The organism is Micromonospora sp. bgisy143, assembly GCF_057708145.1.
In genome coordinates this window covers 160,298-176,511 of the sequence record NZ_JBYIRN010000007.1, presented here as the reverse complement: position 1 = coordinate 176,511, position 16,214 = coordinate 160,298, and the positions used below count along the sequence as shown (strand labels likewise).

General features: G+C 73.0%; 18 protein-coding genes. 5 read left to right on the top strand and 13 right to left on the bottom strand.

Features of this window, described 5'->3' with window-relative positions:
* Nucleotide 1: 1 nt before the first annotated feature.
* The 9 genes from AC3EN4_RS12120 to AC3EN4_RS12080 form a co-directional block, all read right to left on the bottom strand.
* Complete coding sequence (locus AC3EN4_RS12120) at nt 2-2,701, bottom strand: FtsX-like permease family protein (RefSeq protein ID WP_435206010.1); 2,700 nt, start codon at nt 2,699-2,701, stop codon at nt 2-4.
* A complete protein-coding gene (locus AC3EN4_RS12115; protein WP_435206009.1) occupies nt 2,698-5,880 on the bottom strand; it encodes an FtsX-like permease family protein in 3,183 nt (1,060 codons plus the stop codon). Before AC3EN4_RS12115 ends, AC3EN4_RS12120 begins: the two co-directional genes overlap by 4 nt.
* Nucleotides 5,881-5,990: 110 nt before the next feature.
* Entirely contained in the window at nt 5,991-6,146 is a 156-nt protein-coding gene (locus AC3EN4_RS12110) for a hypothetical protein (RefSeq protein WP_435206007.1), read from the bottom strand.
* The gene (locus AC3EN4_RS12105; RefSeq protein ID WP_151490317.1) at nt 6,143-6,358 is read right to left on the bottom strand and encodes a helix-turn-helix domain-containing protein; all 216 of its coding nucleotides are present in this window, start codon (nt 6,356-6,358) and stop codon (nt 6,143-6,145) included. Before AC3EN4_RS12105 ends, AC3EN4_RS12110 begins: the two co-directional genes overlap by 4 nt.
* Nucleotides 6,358-6,816 carry a DUF2975 domain-containing protein gene (locus AC3EN4_RS12100; protein WP_435206006.1) on the bottom strand — a complete coding sequence of 153 codons (459 nt, stop codon included), beginning with the start codon at nt 6,814-6,816 and terminating at the stop codon, nt 6,358-6,360. Before AC3EN4_RS12100 ends, AC3EN4_RS12105 begins: the two co-directional genes overlap by 1 nt.
* A gap of 106 nt (nt 6,817-6,922) precedes the next feature.
* Entirely contained in the window at nt 6,923-7,660 is a 738-nt protein-coding gene (locus tag AC3EN4_RS12095) for a VOC family protein (protein ID WP_435206005.1), read from the bottom strand.
* Nucleotides 7,661-7,718: 58 nt separating this feature from the next.
* A complete protein-coding gene (locus AC3EN4_RS12090; protein ID WP_435206004.1) occupies nt 7,719-8,945 on the bottom strand; it encodes a hypothetical protein in 1,227 nt (408 codons plus the stop codon).
* 54 nt (nt 8,946-8,999) lie between these two features.
* Complete coding sequence (locus AC3EN4_RS12085; RefSeq protein ID WP_435206003.1) at nt 9,000-10,250, bottom strand: HNH endonuclease signature motif containing protein; 1,251 nt, start codon at nt 10,248-10,250, stop codon at nt 9,000-9,002.
* A gap of 63 nt (nt 10,251-10,313) precedes the next feature.
* A complete protein-coding gene (locus AC3EN4_RS12080; protein ID WP_435206002.1) occupies nt 10,314-10,559 on the bottom strand; it encodes a helix-turn-helix transcriptional regulator in 246 nt (81 codons plus the stop codon).
* A 10-nt stretch (nt 10,560-10,569) separates the two neighbouring features.
* On the opposite strand from AC3EN4_RS12080, the gene AC3EN4_RS12075 reads away from it, so the two are divergent.
* Nucleotides 10,570-10,878, top strand: a complete 309-nt coding sequence (locus tag AC3EN4_RS12075; RefSeq protein ID WP_435206001.1) for a hypothetical protein — start codon at nt 10,570-10,572, stop codon at nt 10,876-10,878.
* Here AC3EN4_RS12075 and ligD read toward each other — a convergent pair.
* Nucleotides 10,875-11,894, bottom strand: a complete 1,020-nt coding sequence (gene ligD, locus AC3EN4_RS12070; protein WP_435206000.1) for a non-homologous end-joining DNA ligase — start codon at nt 11,892-11,894, stop codon at nt 10,875-10,877. The genes AC3EN4_RS12075 and ligD overlap by 4 nt on opposite strands.
* A gap of 47 nt (nt 11,895-11,941) precedes the next feature.
* Here ligD and msrB point away from each other — a divergent pair, with 47 nt between their 5' ends.
* Entirely contained in the window at nt 11,942-12,346 is a 405-nt protein-coding gene (gene msrB / locus AC3EN4_RS12065; RefSeq protein WP_422738984.1) for a peptide-methionine (R)-S-oxide reductase MsrB, read from the top strand.
* Here the strand turns inward: msrB and AC3EN4_RS12060 are convergent.
* From AC3EN4_RS12060 to AC3EN4_RS12050, 3 genes are all read right to left on the bottom strand, one after another.
* Nucleotides 12,312-12,920, bottom strand: coding sequence for a DUF305 domain-containing protein (locus AC3EN4_RS12060; protein ID WP_435205999.1), 609 nt, complete (start codon nt 12,918-12,920; stop codon nt 12,312-12,314). The two genes, msrB and AC3EN4_RS12060, sit on opposite strands and share 35 nt — an antisense overlap.
* A 60-nt stretch (nt 12,921-12,980) precedes the next feature.
* Nucleotides 12,981-13,727: a lytic polysaccharide monooxygenase gene (locus tag AC3EN4_RS12055; RefSeq protein ID WP_435205998.1), complete on the bottom strand. Its 747-nt coding sequence runs from the start codon at nt 13,725-13,727 to the stop codon at nt 12,981-12,983.
* A gap of 109 nt (nt 13,728-13,836) precedes the next feature.
* A complete protein-coding gene (locus AC3EN4_RS12050) occupies nt 13,837-14,112 on the bottom strand; it encodes an isoamylase early set domain-containing protein (protein WP_435205997.1) in 276 nt (91 codons plus the stop codon).
* 155 nt (nt 14,113-14,267) lie between these two features.
* On the opposite strand from AC3EN4_RS12050, the gene AC3EN4_RS12045 reads away from it, so the two are divergent.
* From AC3EN4_RS12045 to AC3EN4_RS12035, 3 genes are all read left to right on the top strand, one after another.
* Complete coding sequence (locus AC3EN4_RS12045; protein ID WP_007456992.1) at nt 14,268-14,528, top strand: hypothetical protein; 261 nt, start codon at nt 14,268-14,270, stop codon at nt 14,526-14,528.
* Between the two features lie 207 nt (nt 14,529-14,735).
* On the top strand, nt 14,736-15,677 hold the full coding sequence (locus AC3EN4_RS12040) for a DMT family transporter (RefSeq protein WP_435205996.1): 942 nt from the start codon (nt 14,736-14,738) through the stop codon (nt 15,675-15,677).
* 24 nt (nt 15,678-15,701) lie between these two features.
* Nucleotides 15,702-16,169 carry a GNAT family N-acetyltransferase gene (locus AC3EN4_RS12035; protein ID WP_435205995.1) on the top strand — a complete coding sequence of 156 codons (468 nt, stop codon included), beginning with the start codon at nt 15,702-15,704 and terminating at the stop codon, nt 16,167-16,169.
* Nucleotides 16,170-16,214 lie beyond the last annotated feature (45 nt).

Below are 16,214 nucleotides of genomic sequence, written 5' to 3'. Positions count from 1 at the left end.
CTCAGCTCTCCTCTCCGAGCCGGAGCACCTCACCGAGGCGCAGCCGGCGGTTGTTCAAGGCCTCGACGACGACCGCGAAGCCGAGGGCGACCGCGCCGAGCGCGACCACCGCGACGACCAGCCCGGGTTCGAACGCCACCCGGACCGGCACGCCGCCGGTGAACGCCGTGAGGCCGAGCACCGGGTTGAGCACCAGCGGGAGCACCGCGCCGACCAGCGCTCCGGTCAGCACCGACATCCCGACCAGCGGGGTCAGCTCGACCAGCAGCAGTCCACGCCACTGCCGGCGGGACAGGCCGAGGGTGCGGAGCCGGGACAGCACCTGCCCCCGGGCCCGCGCGCCGGCCAGCACGGTGAACGCGATGGCCAGCAGGCCGAGCACGGTGCCGCCGACGGCGCCGCCCACGAATCCGAAGGCCAGCACGCCGTTCGCGCCGCCGTCACCGAGCTGGTGCCGTACGCCCGCTCGGGTGTCGACGGTGACCCCCAACGGCCGTTCCCGGCCGGTGACCGCCCCCTGCTGCTGGAAGCGCAGTTGACCCTGGTCACCGGCCTGCCGCAGCGCCTCCGCGTCGAGCTGATCGCCGGCGACGAGCAGGCTGGTCGGCGCCGGTGTGGTGGCCCGTGGCGGCAGCGCCTGCCAGGGCAGGATGACGAACCGGTCGGTGTCCGCCGGCAGCACGGGGAAGCTGTCCTGCGCGCCGGCCACCCGGAACTCGTACCGCTGGCCCTGCACCGATACGAAGGCCGAATCCCGCAGGTCCGCCCGCGCCAGGTCGGCGGCGACGGCCGGTGACACGATCGCGGGCAGCGCCCCCGGGACGGCCTGGGCCGTGCGCAGCGCGTCCGGCACCGTCACGTCCACCCCGGACTCGTTCGTCACCCGGGCCAGACCGGGACCGTCGACCAGCAGCACCATGGTCTGGCCGATCCGCGCATCGGTGCCGACCTCGTCGGTCGCCAGCCGCTGGTCCCGTTCGATCAGCACCGGCGTGGCGGCCCGGACGCCCGGCAGACCGTTCAGCGCGTCGACCGTGTCCGGGGCGAATCGTTCGCCCCGGATCAACGCGTCGGCGGGAACGACCCGCTCGGCGGCCCGGCCCCGGCTCGCGTCGACGCCGGCGGCGACGACCGCGCAGAAGGCCGCCGTGCCGATCGCCAGCACCACGACGACCAGCGGCGCGGCGACCGTCGAGCGGCCGGCCCGCGCGGTGCCGAGGAAGGTAACGCTGCCGCGGGTCCGCGCGGCGAACCGACTGACCAGCAACAAGGGCCAGGGGTACGCGCGCAGCGCGAGCACCGCCGCGGCGACCGCGAGCAGCACCGGCACCGACACGAGCAGCGGGTCGACCTCGCCGAGGGTGAGCCCGCGCCGGCGCAGCAGCACGGCGGCAAGCCCGGCCAGCAGCAGCAGGAAGACCTCGACGGTCAGCCGGCGGGTCGACGGACGCACCCGGACCAGGTCCCGTCGGGCCGCGCCGACGCCCCGCACGGTCAACGTGGCCAGCGGCAGGGCCAGGGTGACCAGCAGGGTCGCCGCGGCGGCGTAGGGCGCGGTCGCATCGGGCGTACCGGGGAACAGGGTGCCCAGCCACCAGCCCAGCGCCGCCGCGACCGGCACCACCAGCAGTGACTCGGCGAAGCTGCGGCGCGCGCCGGCGGTGGCCGCGCCACCCCGGGCGCGGATCAGCGCGAACTCCGAGCGGCGTCGACGGATGGACAGGGCCGCCGCGAGCAGGATGAGCCCGGCGAGGGTGGCCAGGAGTCCCGCGCCGACCACCGCGAGCAGGGTCCGGGCGGAGTTCACCTGGGCGGCGAACGCGCGCAGCGGGATGTCGACCGCCTGGGTCAACGTGAGACCGGGCGGCACGGTGCGCTGCACCTGTTGCAGGCCCTCGATCGTCTGGTCGAGCTGGCGCGCGTCGATCCGGTCCACGCCGAGCCGGTAACGCCACTGTGTCCGGACCAGCCAGCCACTCGCTGCCCCCTTGTCGAGGACCACCGGAGCGACCACGCCGACGGCGATGAGGGGTTCGCCGTCGCCCTCCGGTTCGACGACCTGGAGCACCTGCGGCAGCCCGCCCCAGGCGCCGTCCGCGCGGTCGACGGGTCGGAACAGCCCGACCACCAGCATGGGTGCCGGCTTGATGGTGGCGTCGTCGGGCCGACCGAGGCTCAGCCGGCTACCGACGCGCAGGTTCAGCTTGCGCGCCACGTCCGCGTCGAGGGCCACCTCGATGGGGCGGCCGGTGACGAAGGTTTCGTTCGGCCACGCGCCCTCGACGAGGGTGCTCTCCTCCTGGATGCCGGGCATGGCGCGCAGACCGAGGTTCACCAGCAGGTTGCGGGCCTTGAGATCGGGGCCGACCACCCGGTTGGGGACGGTGTCCACGCTGAACCAGCGGTCGGTGATCGCGGAGCGTACCTGCGGTGGCATCTGATCGACCAGGGTGTCGAACTGCTTGCGGGCTCCGGGCATGACCGGCGCGGCGGCTGTGTCGACCTCCCCCGTGGCGTAGTTGAGATCCCGACGGTCAGCCGACTCGCTGTTGAGCTGCGCCCGCAGGCCCTCTTCGGCGGTCCGGTTGACCAGTCGGGGCACCCCGCTGACCAGCAGCGTGACCACCAGGGTCAGCACCGCCAGAAGCAGGAACTGCCCGCCGTACGCCCGGACCCGGCGGGCGGCCGCGCCGACGCTCATCGTTCTCCCCCGATTCGCAGCTGCACCGCCGCCACCCGCTGACGGATGCCGGTGGCGATGAACGCGCTGAAGGCGAGCGCCGCCAGCAGCAGGCCGACCGCGGTCAGGCCGATGGGCACCCAGGGCAGCGCGAACGCCGCCGGGGGCACCGGCCGGCCGGCGGCCGGGGTGAGGATGACCAGCGGAGCCATGGTGGCCCCGACCGCGGCGCCGAGCAGCAGCCCGACGCCGACGCCGATGCCGGCCAGGAAGGTCTGCTCGGCCAGCAGTGCCCGGGCCAGCAGCCGGGGCGTCGCGCCGAGGGTGTTCAGCACGGCGAACTCACTCAGCCGACGCCGGGCGGTGGCCCACACGTCGACCATGAGGCCGACCAGGGCGAGCAGCACCGTGCCGAGCGCGGCGGCGAGCATCCCGGTGCGGGAACCCCGCCAGTACGGGTCGTCGGCGGCGGCCTCGATCTCGGCCCGCCGGTCGAGGACCGTGACGCCGGTCAGTTCACCGGCGGAGCGGGTGGCGGCCGCCGGGTCGTCGGCGCCGATCCACCACTCGGGTGTGCTCCGGACGGTTCCACCGCGGACCAGCGCCTCGACCGCAGCGGGCAGGTCGAGCAGTACGCCCTCGCCCGAGGTGGTCGGTACCGACTCCAGCTCACCGATCAGCCGGGCCGGCACGGACGCACCGGCGAGGGGCAGGTCGAAGGTGTCGCCGGTGTGCAGGCTCATCGCGTCGCGTACCCCGGGCGTCATCAGGACCGGTACGGGAGCGATCTGCCCGGCGGGCACGATGGCGAACCGGGTGGGCGGTTGGTAGGCGAACTGTCCGCCGGGGATGACGTCCACCGGGAAGCTGGCGTTGACACCCTGCCTGTCGGACTGCGCCGGGTTGGCCGGCTTACCGCCGGCCGTGGTGGTCCAACCCCCGGTCAGCTCGGCGGGCCGCTTGGCGCCGTCCGCGCCGACGAGGGTCAGCCCGTCCACCTGGAGCCGGTACGCGTTCCCGGCCGCCGCCCCGCCGTCGGCCTCGAAGCCGGCCAGCCGCAGTCGCGCGTCCCCCACGTCGGGCAGCCGCACGGTGAACGACGTGGGCCGTCCGTCGCTGGTGGCGTCGACCGCCGGCAGCCGGAAGGCCGACCCGTCGCTGCTGGTGACCAGCAGCGACACGGCGACGTGAATCGTGCGGAAGGCCCCGTCCACGGGGGTGCGAGCCGTACCGGTGATCGCGCGGGTGCCGGCGGGCAGGTCGAGGCCGGCGGGTGCGCCCCGGGCGGCGGTCATCCGCTGGTACTGCGTCGACATCGGCTCGTCGCTGAGCCGGTCGGCGAGCCGGACGACGCCCGGCGCGCCGGCCGCGTCGAAGCCGATCACGGTGACGGGCAGGTCGTTGCGGCCGACCCGCACCTCGTCGCGCCACACCGGCAGCGCCTGGCGTACGCCCGGCAGCGCGGCGAGCTCGCCGGCCCGGGTCACCGGGGCGGCGCCGCCGCGCTCGGTCACCCGCAGGTCCGCGCCGACCGTGTGGCCGGCCTGCTCGACCTGGGAGCGTTCGCCGGTGCTGACCAGGGACCAGGCGAGCGTGCTGCCGCCGACGGCGAGGGCGAGCAGCAGCACCGGTCCGGCGTGGGGACGCCGGCCGGCCTGCCACATGCCCAGCATGGTGGCGGTCCACGGTCGCCGGTCGACGAACCGTTCGGCGAACCGGGTGAGCGGCGGGAGCACCCGCAGTGCCAGCACGGCGCCGGCCAGCACGCCGAGGGTCGGGGCGGCGACCAGGAGCGGGTCCAGGCCGAGTCGGCCGTTCGAGCCGGCGAGCGGTGAGGCGTACCGGCGGAGCTGCACCCAGGCGAGCACGGCAAGCGCGACGAGCACCAGGTCGACGCTCGCGCGCTGGATGCTCGCCGACCGGTTCGGCCGGGACCGGGCGGCCATGTCGGCGACGTACGTGCCGGCGCCCCGCAGTGTCGGGGCGACCATGGCGACCAGGCAGCCGGCCGCCGTCGCGGCGGCCGCGGCCCAGATCAGGGTGGTGCTACCGCCGGCGGTGGAGAGTTCGGCCGCGCCGCCGGGCCGGACGAACCGCAGCGCCTCGGCGGCGATCACCGGCCCGAGCAGGGCGGCCGGCGCCACCACCAGGGTCGCCTCCCGGGCGGCCAGACCGGCGAGTTGGCCGCGGGCGGCGCCCCGGGCGCGCAGCAGCGCGGTCTGCGGACGACGGTCCTCGTGCAGCAGCGCGGCGACCAGCACCAGCGTGTACCCGCCGAGCACCAGGATGAGCAGCAGCGGGGTGGCCAGCGCGGAGCGACCCACCAGGTCGGCCCGGGCGATCCGGTCCAGCAGCCGGTCGATCTTCGTCGCGACCTGCGCCGAGCTGCCCAGTTCGGCGGCCTCGGGCACCGCGTCCGCGGCCGCGCTCGCGGCGGCCCGAACGGCGGGCAGGTCGGCGGTGTCGACACCGCCGAGGTCCGGTTCGGCCAGCCAGGACGCCGTCACCGAGCCCGGAAAGAGGGTCGTGAAGTCGGCCGGGTCCAGCGCGAACGGTCCGTACGAGGTCGCCGAGCCGACGCTGCCCGTACCCACACCGGGTGCCAGCAGCCAGTACGCCTCACCCGGGTCACGGGGACGCCAGGTGCCCGCGAGCACCAGGGTGCTGGCCTTCTCGGTGGCACGGTCCCGCAGCGGGATCCGTTCGCCGACGGTCAGGCCGAGTGTCGTGGCGACCCGCTCCGGCAGGCTCACCTGGGCCGGCGTCGCGCCGGGGCGGGGCCACGCTCCGTTCGTCAGTTCGGCGTGCGTGGTGAGGCCGTCGAGGCTGGCCAGGTTGGCGAAGATCGGATCGTCGCCGCTGCGCGGCACCGAGCCGAGATCGCCGGTCAGTTCCCGGCCGGTGCCGTACCGCGCGGCGGAGACGGCGACCGGAACCCCGGCGAGCCCGTCGGCGAACTGTGCCCGCGCCGCCCCGTCGCGCTTGGCGAACTCGGCGGCGTCGCGGCCACCGGAGCCGGTGATCAACAGGCCGCGTTCCTCGACCGGTGACGCGGCGACCAACGCGCGCTGTCCGGCGTCCACCGCGCGTCGGTTGTAGTCCGACAGGCCGGTGACCAACGCAACGGCGACCAAGGCGGCGAGCACCGCGGCAACCAGCAGTCCCCGCGCCTCGCGGGCCCGCCTCCACACCAGCTTCATCCGACGCCTCCCCTGGCCCTGGCGGGCCGACGACCTTCAAGACAGGTCACCTACGGGGAAAGGTTCGCGCCCGTTACATGATCGTTATTACCAGGATGGTCGGAAGCCGGTCACCTGCCGCGTCGGGCGGCCCGTACGGCGAAGGCGATCGCGCCCACGACGAGCAGTGCGCCGATGAGCTGGAGGCCCGGCGAGTCGTCGGCCCCTCCGTACACGACGGCGGCGACGCCGAGGGCGACGGCCGCGATGGCGACGACGTACCTCACGGGGTCTCCTCCTCGATCCATTCGAGCAGGTCGCCGGGCTGGCATTCGAGCACCCGGCACATCGCTTCGAGGGTGCTGAAGCGGACGGCCTTGGCCCGGCCGTTCTTGAGCACCGCCACGTTCGCCGGGGTGAGCCCGACGCGCTCGGCGAACTCGCCGACGCTCATCTTGCGCTTGGCCAGCTCGACGTCGATCCGGACGACGATGGGCATCAGATCACCGCTTCCATGTCGGTCCGCAGCGTGGTGGCCTGCCGCAGCAGGGCGCGCATGACCACCATGAGCAGCCCCAGCACGGTGACGCCCACCGTCAGCAGGAACAGCAGGAGCGGCAGCCCGGGGTCGTTCGCGTTGAACCCCACGTAGAGGAAGACGCCCACCAGCACCACCCACGCGGCGGCGATGGCCCAGACGATGGCGTCCACCCACTTCAGCGACGCTTCGGTGAAGATGCGGTCGTTCTTGACCAGGCTGAGGAGCTGCCACGTCGCGACGATCACCACCTGGACGCAGAGCACCCAGAAGATCGTCACGATCGTCGCCGGCCACCGGAGGTACGCGTCCTCCGGCGACTCCTGCGCCATGTGCGCGAACTGCCCTGGCAGCGAGAGGGTCTGGAAGAGGACCAGGACCCCGAACAGCACCACGAGGAACACTCGGAGAGCGGACACCGCTCGACGTTCAACAAACATACATCGAGTTTCGCTCGTTACCTATCGAAAGTCAATCGGTACGGCGATCCTCGTGTGGCGGTGGCGTGCGGCGGTGGCGTGCGGATCACCTCGGCGTCAGGAGACAGAACTCGTTGCCCTCCGGATCGGCGAAGACCTTCCACGGGATGCTGCTGTCGCCGAGGTCGATGTCGGTGGCGCCGAGAGCGCGCAGTCGCGCCGCCTCGGCCTCGAGGTCGTCATCCGGGTACGGGCGCAGGTCGAGGTGGACACGGTTCCACCCGGTCTTCACGTCGGGCGTGCGCAGGAACTGTAGATACGGACCCACGCCCCGGGACGACCGCAGGACCGCGCTGTCGTCGGTCACCCGGTGCACGGTCCAGTCCATCGCCTCGCCCCAGAAACGGGCCATGGCCCTCGGGTCCGCGCAGTCCACCACCACCGAGGCGATCGGGCCGGTGTCCTGGTCCGGGTCGTGCCAGTCCAGCACGCAGAACTCGTTGCCGTCCGGGTCGGCCAGGACGGTCCACGACACGTCCCCCTGGCCCACGTCGACGGGCGTCGCGCCGAGGTCCCGAAGGCGCGCGACGACCTCGGCCTTGTGCGCCGTCGAGGTGGTGGCCAGGTCGAGGTGCACGCCATTCTTGCCCGTCTTGGGCTCGTCGGTCACGACGATGTCGATGCAGACGGCGACGGGATCGGGATAGCTGAAGCCCTTCGGTTCGAGGTTGACCACGCCGGGCCCCTCCCTGGACATCTCCCAGTCGAGCACCTCGGCCCAGAACGCGCCGAGCGCCGCCTCGTCCCGAGCCTTCATGTTGATCTGCACCAGCCGCGTCGCCATGGCGGCGATGCTACCGATCTTGGCGCCCTGCGCCGCTCCATTTCGGCCGGTCGACGGGTCAGGTGCCGGAGACCCGACCCGGGTTGTTCATCTGGCGACGGAACGCGAGGTACGCGGTCAGGTTCGCCAGCAGCATCACGATCCCGATCGCCGAGGCCAGCAGCCCCACGTCGAGGCTCGGCAGCGCCACGAAGGTCAGCGCGGCGAGCACGATGGCGAAGATGTTGAGGAAGGTGAAGGCCAGGACCAGTTCGTTGAGCAGGCGGGACCGCCGGTCCTGGAGGCGGCCGACCAGTTGCTGGTGCAGCGTCCGGACGAAGTCGAGCCGCTCGTCCAGCGTGCTGAGCACCAGCTGGAATTTCCACTGCTGTTCCAGCGCGTTCCACACGGTGCCGCCGGCGGCGTCGAGGTGCGCCTCCACGGACGAGTAGCCGAGCCGGAACAGGCGGATGCGGTGGTAGCCACCGAGAATGCGCTTGGCCTGGTCTTCGAGAGCAGTCATCGACAGGCCGCCGCGCCCGGGATCGATCTGGGACAGCTCCGCCGAGAGCACCGCGTCGTAGCGCAGCGCCGCAGCCCAGCAGACGTGGTGCACCCCGGTCAGCCGCGCCAACAGCAGGGCTGGGCGCGACCCGAAATCACTGACCACGGCCGTGGTGTGCGAGCCGACCCGCAACACGCCATCGGAGATGCCGTCGGGCGTGCAGTCCACACCGTCCGGGGTGAACCGCTCGGCGATGGCGCGTCGGCGCGCCGGATCGCAGTCCGGGTCCACCCGTACGGCGAAGGTGGTGTTGGCCCAGAGGACGAACACCTCGTCCGCGCCGTCCGACGCCGGTAGGACAGCACGCAGGAGCCGCGTCGCCGCGGGCACCATCCGCTGCACCGGCGGGGCGACCTCGGCAACCACGTCGCCGGCGTCACTGACGATGCCGTCCGGCAGTTCGTACGTGACGCACAGCAGTCCACAGTCGACGTTCCAGAGGCTGATCCGGGCGGAGAGCACCTGCCACGCACCGGATTCCGTGGTGGGCACCAGCGCGGGATCGATTTCCTGCCCGTCGGCCCGCAGGATCTCCGCGCCACCGCTGATCTCCTGGGTCGGCCGTGGCATGCTGCCGAGCAGTTCGTCGAGGAGTCGTTGACCGTAGGGCTGCAACGCCAGATCGTCGAGGCCGTCGGTGACGCGCCAACCCGCAGACACGGCACCCTCGGCCCCGGTCGGCACGGAAAGCTGACACGGGAAGTAGGCGAGCACCCGTACCGACCTGACGTCCTCGAGCATCAGCCACCTCTCCCCCGACCAGACCTCGCAGGGTATCGACAATGTCAACTGTCCCTACGTCCGCCGGTGGAACTGGTTGCGGCGCGGAAGCTGGTCGGGGTCGAGCCAGGCCGGCGGCACGAACTCGGGGTGGCCGTCGTCGCCCAGTCGCACGAGCCAGTCGCTCTGATGAACGTGCCGATGATGGTGACCGCAGAGCAGGACGGCGTTGTCGAGGCTGGTCGCGCCGCCGTCGGCCCAGTGCCGGATGTGGTGGGCGGCGCACCAGCGCGGCGGCCGGTCGCAGCCCGGGAAGACGCAGCCCCGGTCGCGCAGCACGAGCGCCCGGCGCAGTGGCCCAGTGACGAGGCGGCGTTGCCGGCCGACGTCGAGGACCTGACCGGTGCCGCCGAGCACGGCCGGCAGAACGGCGGCGTCGCAGGCGACCCGACGCACGGCTTCGGGGGTCAGCCGCAGGCCGACGTCGAGCGCGCCCGCGCCCAACTGCCGGGTCAGACCGTCGTAGCTGGTGGTCACGACGAGCTGCGCGGGGTCGCCACCGGTCTCCGGCAGGTCGCCGGTGCGCAGCGCGAGCCGGCACACGTCCGCGAGGGCGTCGTGGCGGCGCTGCCCGGCGCAGCGGGTGTCGTCCGGCCCGGAGGGCGCGCTCAGCGGGTCGATGACGGCGCGCAGCAGCGTGGCGGTCTCGGCGTCGAGGATGCCGCTGAGCCGGAGCCGCCCGCCGGTCTGCGCGGAGACGGTGACGTGCCGGTCGCGGGCTTCCCGGGCGGCCTCGGCGGCCAGGGCTGCCGCGTCGGCGGCGTCGGCGAGATCGGGGGCGACGTGGTCGAGGATGCGGGTGCCCATCCGCCGCAGCAGCGTCGGGTCGAACTGCCCGGCCCACTCGACGAGCACGCCGACCGCCTTGTCGGCCACCTCCGTACCCGCCACGGCCGACACCGTGGCAACCGTGTCGGCGATGACCCGGGCCTGCTCCACGCTGACCGTGCCGCCCGCCAACGCCTCGCGCACACCTGTTGGCGCGACGTCGACCGAGGCCGCGAGGGCGACCAGCCGGCGCGCGGCCGAGACGTCGAGTCGCAGCCGCTCGCGCAGCCACACCGCCGTCGAGGACGCGCCCTGCGCCACCGCGACGCCGCGCCCGTCCAGCTCGCGTACCAGCGCCAACTGCGTCGCTGCCAGGCGCTGCGCCAGCCGGTGGCTGGCGTCGAGCGCCGCGATCAGGTCGTGGTCGGCGAGGGCCCAAACGGCGGTATCGGCGCACGCCGCCACCGCCCGGTCCGCCCGCGCCAACTCATCGATCACAGACAAATTCTAGAACAGGTGTACGACAGGAATCGGCCGCGCCGGAGCGCTGAACCGAGGCAATCAATCCTCGGCCAACTCCGGGCGGTGCTCCCGAATCCAGGCCCTCACGTCCGACTTGCGCCAGACCTTGCCCTGCACGAGATCAGCCACCGGCTCGGGGAAGTTTCGGTGGCTGGTGATCACGTAGACGCGCTGCTTGCTGATGCCACCAAGCATCGCGCGAATCTCCGCAGCGCCCACCAGATCCATATGGCGGACGGTAAACAGTTGACCTGACTCCTTGACCCGGGTCAACTTACCGGTCACCGTAAAGGGCATGACTACGTCGAGTGGTTCGCCAGCCCAGCACCACCAGCGGAGGGCGATCCGCCCGCACACTCCGATGCGCCCGCTGTGGCTGTGTCGCGTCTGTGCGGCGGCCTGGCCGTGCCCGCCGGCCCGGTTGCTGCTGACCATGCAGTACCGGCGGGATCGGGTGGGGTTGTCGGTCTACCTGGCGAGCCAGCTGTTCGAGGCGACGGCAGACCTGCTGAAGCTGAACCCGGACGCGGTACCGGACCCCCGGGAGCTGTTCGACAGGTTCGTGGCGTGGACGGCCCGGCCGCCCTCGGGCGAACGGAGCTAGGGGGTGCGCTTGGCGCGGCTGGGCTGCACGCGCTTGGGTTCGCCGGGCATCTTGGGGTGGTCCGGCGGGTACGGCAGGTCGCCCTGGCCGGCGGCGGCGTCGCGGTCGGCCCATTCCAGCAGGGGCGTGATGTCCCACGGGGTGTCGTCGATGCCGGCGTGCGGGTCACCGCCATCGGCGAGCCGGGCCGGCACGGTACGCAGGTCGAAGTCGTCCGGGTCGACGTCGGGCAGCTCGTCCCAGGCGACCGGGGTGGAGACGGTGGCCCGGGCGTTGGCGCGCAGCGAGTACGCGCAGGCGATCGTCCGGTCGCGGGCCATCTGGTTGTAGTCGACGAAGACCCGGCTGCCGCGCTCCTCCTTCCACCAGGCGGTGGTCACCAGGTCCGGGGTGCGACGCTCGACCTCCCGGGCCAGGGCGATGGTGGCGCGGCGCACCTCGGTGAACGTCCAGCGGGGTTGGATGCGCAGGTAGACGTGCACGCCGCGACCACCGGAGGTCTTCGGCCAGCCGGTCGCGCCCAGCTCGGCCAGGACCGCGCGCACCTCGGCGGCGGCCCGGGCCGCGTCGGCGAAGTCGGTGCCGGGCTGCGGGTCGAGGTCGATGCGCAGCTCGTCGGGGCGGTCGGTGTCGGCGGCGCGTACCGGCCACGGGTGGAACACGATCGTGCCCATCTGGGCCGCCCAGGCCACGTGCGCCAGGTCGGTCGGGCACAACTCGGCCGCGCCGCGACCGCTCGGGAAGGTGATGTCGGCGGTGGTGATCCAGGGCGGCACGCCCCGGGTGGGCACCCGCTTCTGGAAGAACGCCTCACCCTCGACGCCCTCGGGGAAGCGTTGCAGCGTGGTGGGCCGGTCCCGCAGGGCGCGCATGATCCCGTCGCCGACGGCCAGGTAGTAGTGGAAGACGTCGGCCTTGGTGAAGCCCCGCTCCGGGAAGATCACCCGGTCCGGGCTGCTGAGTCGTACGGTGTGCCCGGCCACCTCGACCTCGGCGACTGCCTTGGTGCCACCCATCCCGCGACCTTATGCCACGCCCCCGACGTTCGACGTACCGTTGACGGGTGAGTCTTGACGACAACAACCTGCCCACCACCGAGGACGAGTGGCGCGTCCGCCTGACCCCGGAGGAGTTCCACGTCCTGCGGGAGCACGGCACCGAGCGCCCGTGGACCGGCGAGTACGTGGACACCAAGACGCCGGGCGTCTACCACTGCCGGGCCTGCGGCCTGGAACTCTTCTCCAGCGACACGAAGTTCGACTCGCACTGCGGGTGGCCGAGCTTCGACGACGCCATCCCGGGTCGGGTCAAGGAGATCGAGGACCGCAGCCTCGGCATGGCCCGCACCGAGATCCGCTGTGCCCGCTGCGACAGCCACCTCGGGCATGTGTTCCACGGCGAGGGTTTCACGCCGAAGGACACCCGGCACTGCGTCAACTCGATCTCGGTGCGCCTGGAACCCCGCTGACCTGATCGTCGTACCCGCTGAGTAGCTGGACCTCGGCGGACCGGGACTTGTCGATCCGCCGGGCCAGGTCGCGGACCCGCTCGTCGCGGCCGACGCCGACCTGGGCCCGGGCCAGGTCGGCCGCGGCCCGCTGGTGGTCGGCGAGTACCTCGCGCAGCACCCGGTCGACGTCGGCGTCCGACGCGGCCCGCAGCCGGTCGAGCGCGGCGTCGTCGCCGTGCCCGGCGTGGTCGTGACCCGCGGCGGCGCTGGCGCCCGGCCCGCTCGTCGGCAGCCAGCCGCGCATCGCCGACAACTCGTCCGCCTCGGTCACCTCGATGGCGGCGGCCAGGGTGCGCAGCGCGTCGTCGCGCAGCCGGTCCCGGGCGAGCCGGACGATCTGCAGGGTGCGTTCGCTGTGCCCGACCATCGTGCTCAGGAACACCACGTCGATGCCGCTGAGGTCGGCGGCTGCCGGCGCGGAGTCGGCCACCACCGGGGACGCGGGGGTCGGTGGGCGCGGGGACGGCCCGGCGCAGCCGGCGGCGAGCAGCGACGCGGCGACCAGCCACGCCAGGTGGGTTGCGCGGGGCATGCCGGGCTCCGATCGGGTGGGGGCGGCGACACGGGTGCGGCCGGGGCCGCACCCGTGCGGTCAGACCTGCTGCCAGAGCGCCGGTACGTTCGGCGGCTCCCAGCCGGCGATCGCCGTGTGGGCCTGCCGGCAGCGGTAGGTCGCCCCGCCGTAGGTGACCTGGTCACCGACCTGGTACGCCCGGCCGGCCGTCCAGCTGCCACCCGCCGGGGGTGGGGTGGTCGGCGCGGCGGTCGGGCTGGTGGTCGGTCGGGGCGTGGGTGAGGTGGTCGGCGCGGGGGTGGGCGTCGACCCGCCGCCGCCGATCTGCACGTCGATGCAGGAGTAGAAGGCGTTCGCGGTGTCGGAGATGTTCCACACGGCGAGGATCTTCTGCCGTCCGGAGAAGCCACCCAGGTTGACGGTGTGCGAGACCGTCGCGCCGGGCTGCTGCCCGTTGCCGTTGACCACGCCGACGCGGGTGTTGCCGATCCAGTACTCCCAGTTGCTGGTGGCGTGCCGGGCGGTGTTCACCCAGGTGAAGGTCAGCGAGCTGCCGACCGACGTGGCCGGCCAGCCCCGGCTGTCGTCGTTGAGGACGGCGAACTGGGTGATGCCGGCGTTGCAGCTCTTGAGGCCCTTGGGACCTTCCACGCTCTGCGGCTCGTACTTGATCTGCCCGCAGTCGGGGACCTTGTTCTGCGCGCAGAGCGCCTGCCGGCTCGGCGGGGCGGAGACGTAGCCGTGCGCCTGGGCGGGCGCGGCGACGGTGAGGGTGGCGGCGACAGCGCCCGCCGCCACCAGCGGGACGGTGATTCTTCGACGCATGGGGGCAGCTCCTTCTGCAGGTGCGGTGAGGTGCCCCTAAGGTAATTTAAACTTTATTAACAGTAAAGAGCGCCATCGATAAATACATCGATGGTGACGACTTGACCTCTCAGAGTCGCAGCAGGCTGCCGCTGCCGTCGACCTCGTCCGCCGTCTCGTCGTCCAGCCAGACGCCACCGGTGGCGAGGTAGCGGAAGCGGTACTCCCCCGGACCGAGCCGCACGGTCACCGTCCGGGTGCCGTCGCGGCGGGCCACCAACTCGTGCCGACCGGGCTCCCAGTCGTTGAACGAACCCACGACGCTCACCGGACCGGGCGGCGCGTCCGGCGGGAGGCAGAAGGTCACCCGGGTCTGGCTGCCGAAGAGCTTGTTACGTTTGATCATGGCGATCCTCCGGGGGTCACGGCGGTTCACCTGGCCTAACGCCCGACACGCCGACGCCGACACGCCGCACAGCCCGGCCGACTGGCGGTAATTCGCCCGTCGCCGCCCGGCCCTGGGGCACTCTGGGGGCACATGTCCTGATACGGGGGGTTCCTATGGCAACCTGCGAGGTCTGCGGCAACGACTACTGGATGGCGTTCGAGGTCCACACGGTCAGCGGCGACGTGCACACCTTCGACTCCTTCGAGTGCGCGATCCACCGCATGGCACCCATCTGCGAACACTGCCAGATCAAGATCGTCGGACACGGCGTCGAGGTCAACGGCCGGTTCTTCTGCTGTGGGCACTGCGCCCGCGCGGTCGAGGGCGCCGAGGGCGCCGAGATCCGCGACGCCGTCGGCGCACGCCCGGCCTGACCGCGTCCGCCCGACCGTGGGCCGACCGGACCGCCACCCTGCGGTACGGTCGTCGCCATGCGGCCATTCCTGGGCGTCCTGCCCCCGCCGCGCTCCTGAGCGGAGCGCGCCTCTCGCCGACCGGGTGACCTGACCCCGCTCGGCCACTTGTCGTACGCGCTCCGTCGACGTCGTCCCCGTCAACGGCTCACCCTTCGGAGCGCTTCCGTGTCCACCACCCGTACCGCGGCGTCGGCCGCCTCGTCCGCCCGCAGCGGCACCCGCCGCGGCCTGATCCAGATCACCGTCACCGGAGTGCTGTGGGGCACCACCGGCGTGGCGGTGCAACTGCTGCGCGAGGACACCGGGCTCAGCCCGGTGAGCATCGGCTTCCACCGCCTCGCCATCGCCGCGCTCGTGCTGCTGGCGTGCGCCGCCGGCCGGCTCCGCGCGATCGCGGCCACCCTGCGCGCCGCACCCGTACCGCTGCTGCTCACCGGCGTCGGTCTCGGCCTGTACCAGGCGCTCTACTTCGCCGCCGTGGCCTGGGCCGGGGTCAGCGTGGCCACCATCGTCAGCCTGGGCCTGGCCCCGGTGCTTGCCGCGGCCTGGGAGTCGGTGCACGCCCGTCGGCTCCCCGGCCCGCTGCGACTCGGCACGCTCGTCGCGGCTGTGGCCGGCCTCGTCCTGATCACCGCCGCCACCGAGCAGCCCGGCGCGGCGGCCCCCGCCCCGCTGCTCGGCCTGCTCGCGGCGGCCGGCTCCGGCCTCGGGTACGCGGTGACCACCCTGATCAGCCGCCAGGTGTCGCAGCACACCGCGCCGATGGCACTCACCACCATCTCCACCGTGGTCGGTGCGCTGACCCTGGCGCCGATGGCCCTGGTCGCCGGGGTCGGCGTGCCGGTACGCCTCGACACCGTGGCGCTGCTGCTGCACCTCGGCGTGGTCACCACCGCCGTGGCGTACGCGTTGTTCTACGCCGGGCTGCGCACCACCCCGGGCAGCGTCGCGGCCGTGCTGACCCTGCTCGAACCGCTGACGGCGGCGGCGCTGGCCGTGGCGCTGCTGCACGAACCGCTCCCTGTGCCGGTGCTCGTCGGCGGAGTCCTGCTGCTCACCGCCGTGGCCGCCACCTACCTCGCACCCGAGCGGGCGCACACCAGGTGAACCAGCCCGACCTAGGATCGGTGCGTGCCCCAGCAGACCACCGAGATCCGGACCGCCCTCTTCGCCGACCTGGACGCCCGCACCCTCCACGACCTGCTCAAGCTGCGCATCGACGTGTTCGTGGTGGAGCAGAACTGCCCGTACCCGGAACTCGACGGGCGGGACGTCGAGCCGGGCACCCGGCACGTCTGGCTGACCGACGGCGACGCGCCCCTGGCGTACCTGCGGATCCTCGCCGACCCGGACGGCGTCGCCCGGATCGGCCGGGTGGTGGTGGCCCCGGCGGCCCGGGGTGGCGGGCACGCCGGCCGGCTGATGGCGGCGGCGCTGGATGTCATCGGCGACCGGCCCAGCGTGCTGGAGGCCCAGTCGCACCTGGTCGCGTTCTACGCCCGACACGGCTTCACGGTCAGCGGCCCGGAGTACGTCGAGGACGGCATCCCGCACACCCCGATGCGCCGCGACGCGCGACCGGCCGCCATTGACGTCTGACGATCAACCTGGCATCGTGCCGGATAGAGCTATCGCGGGAGCCAG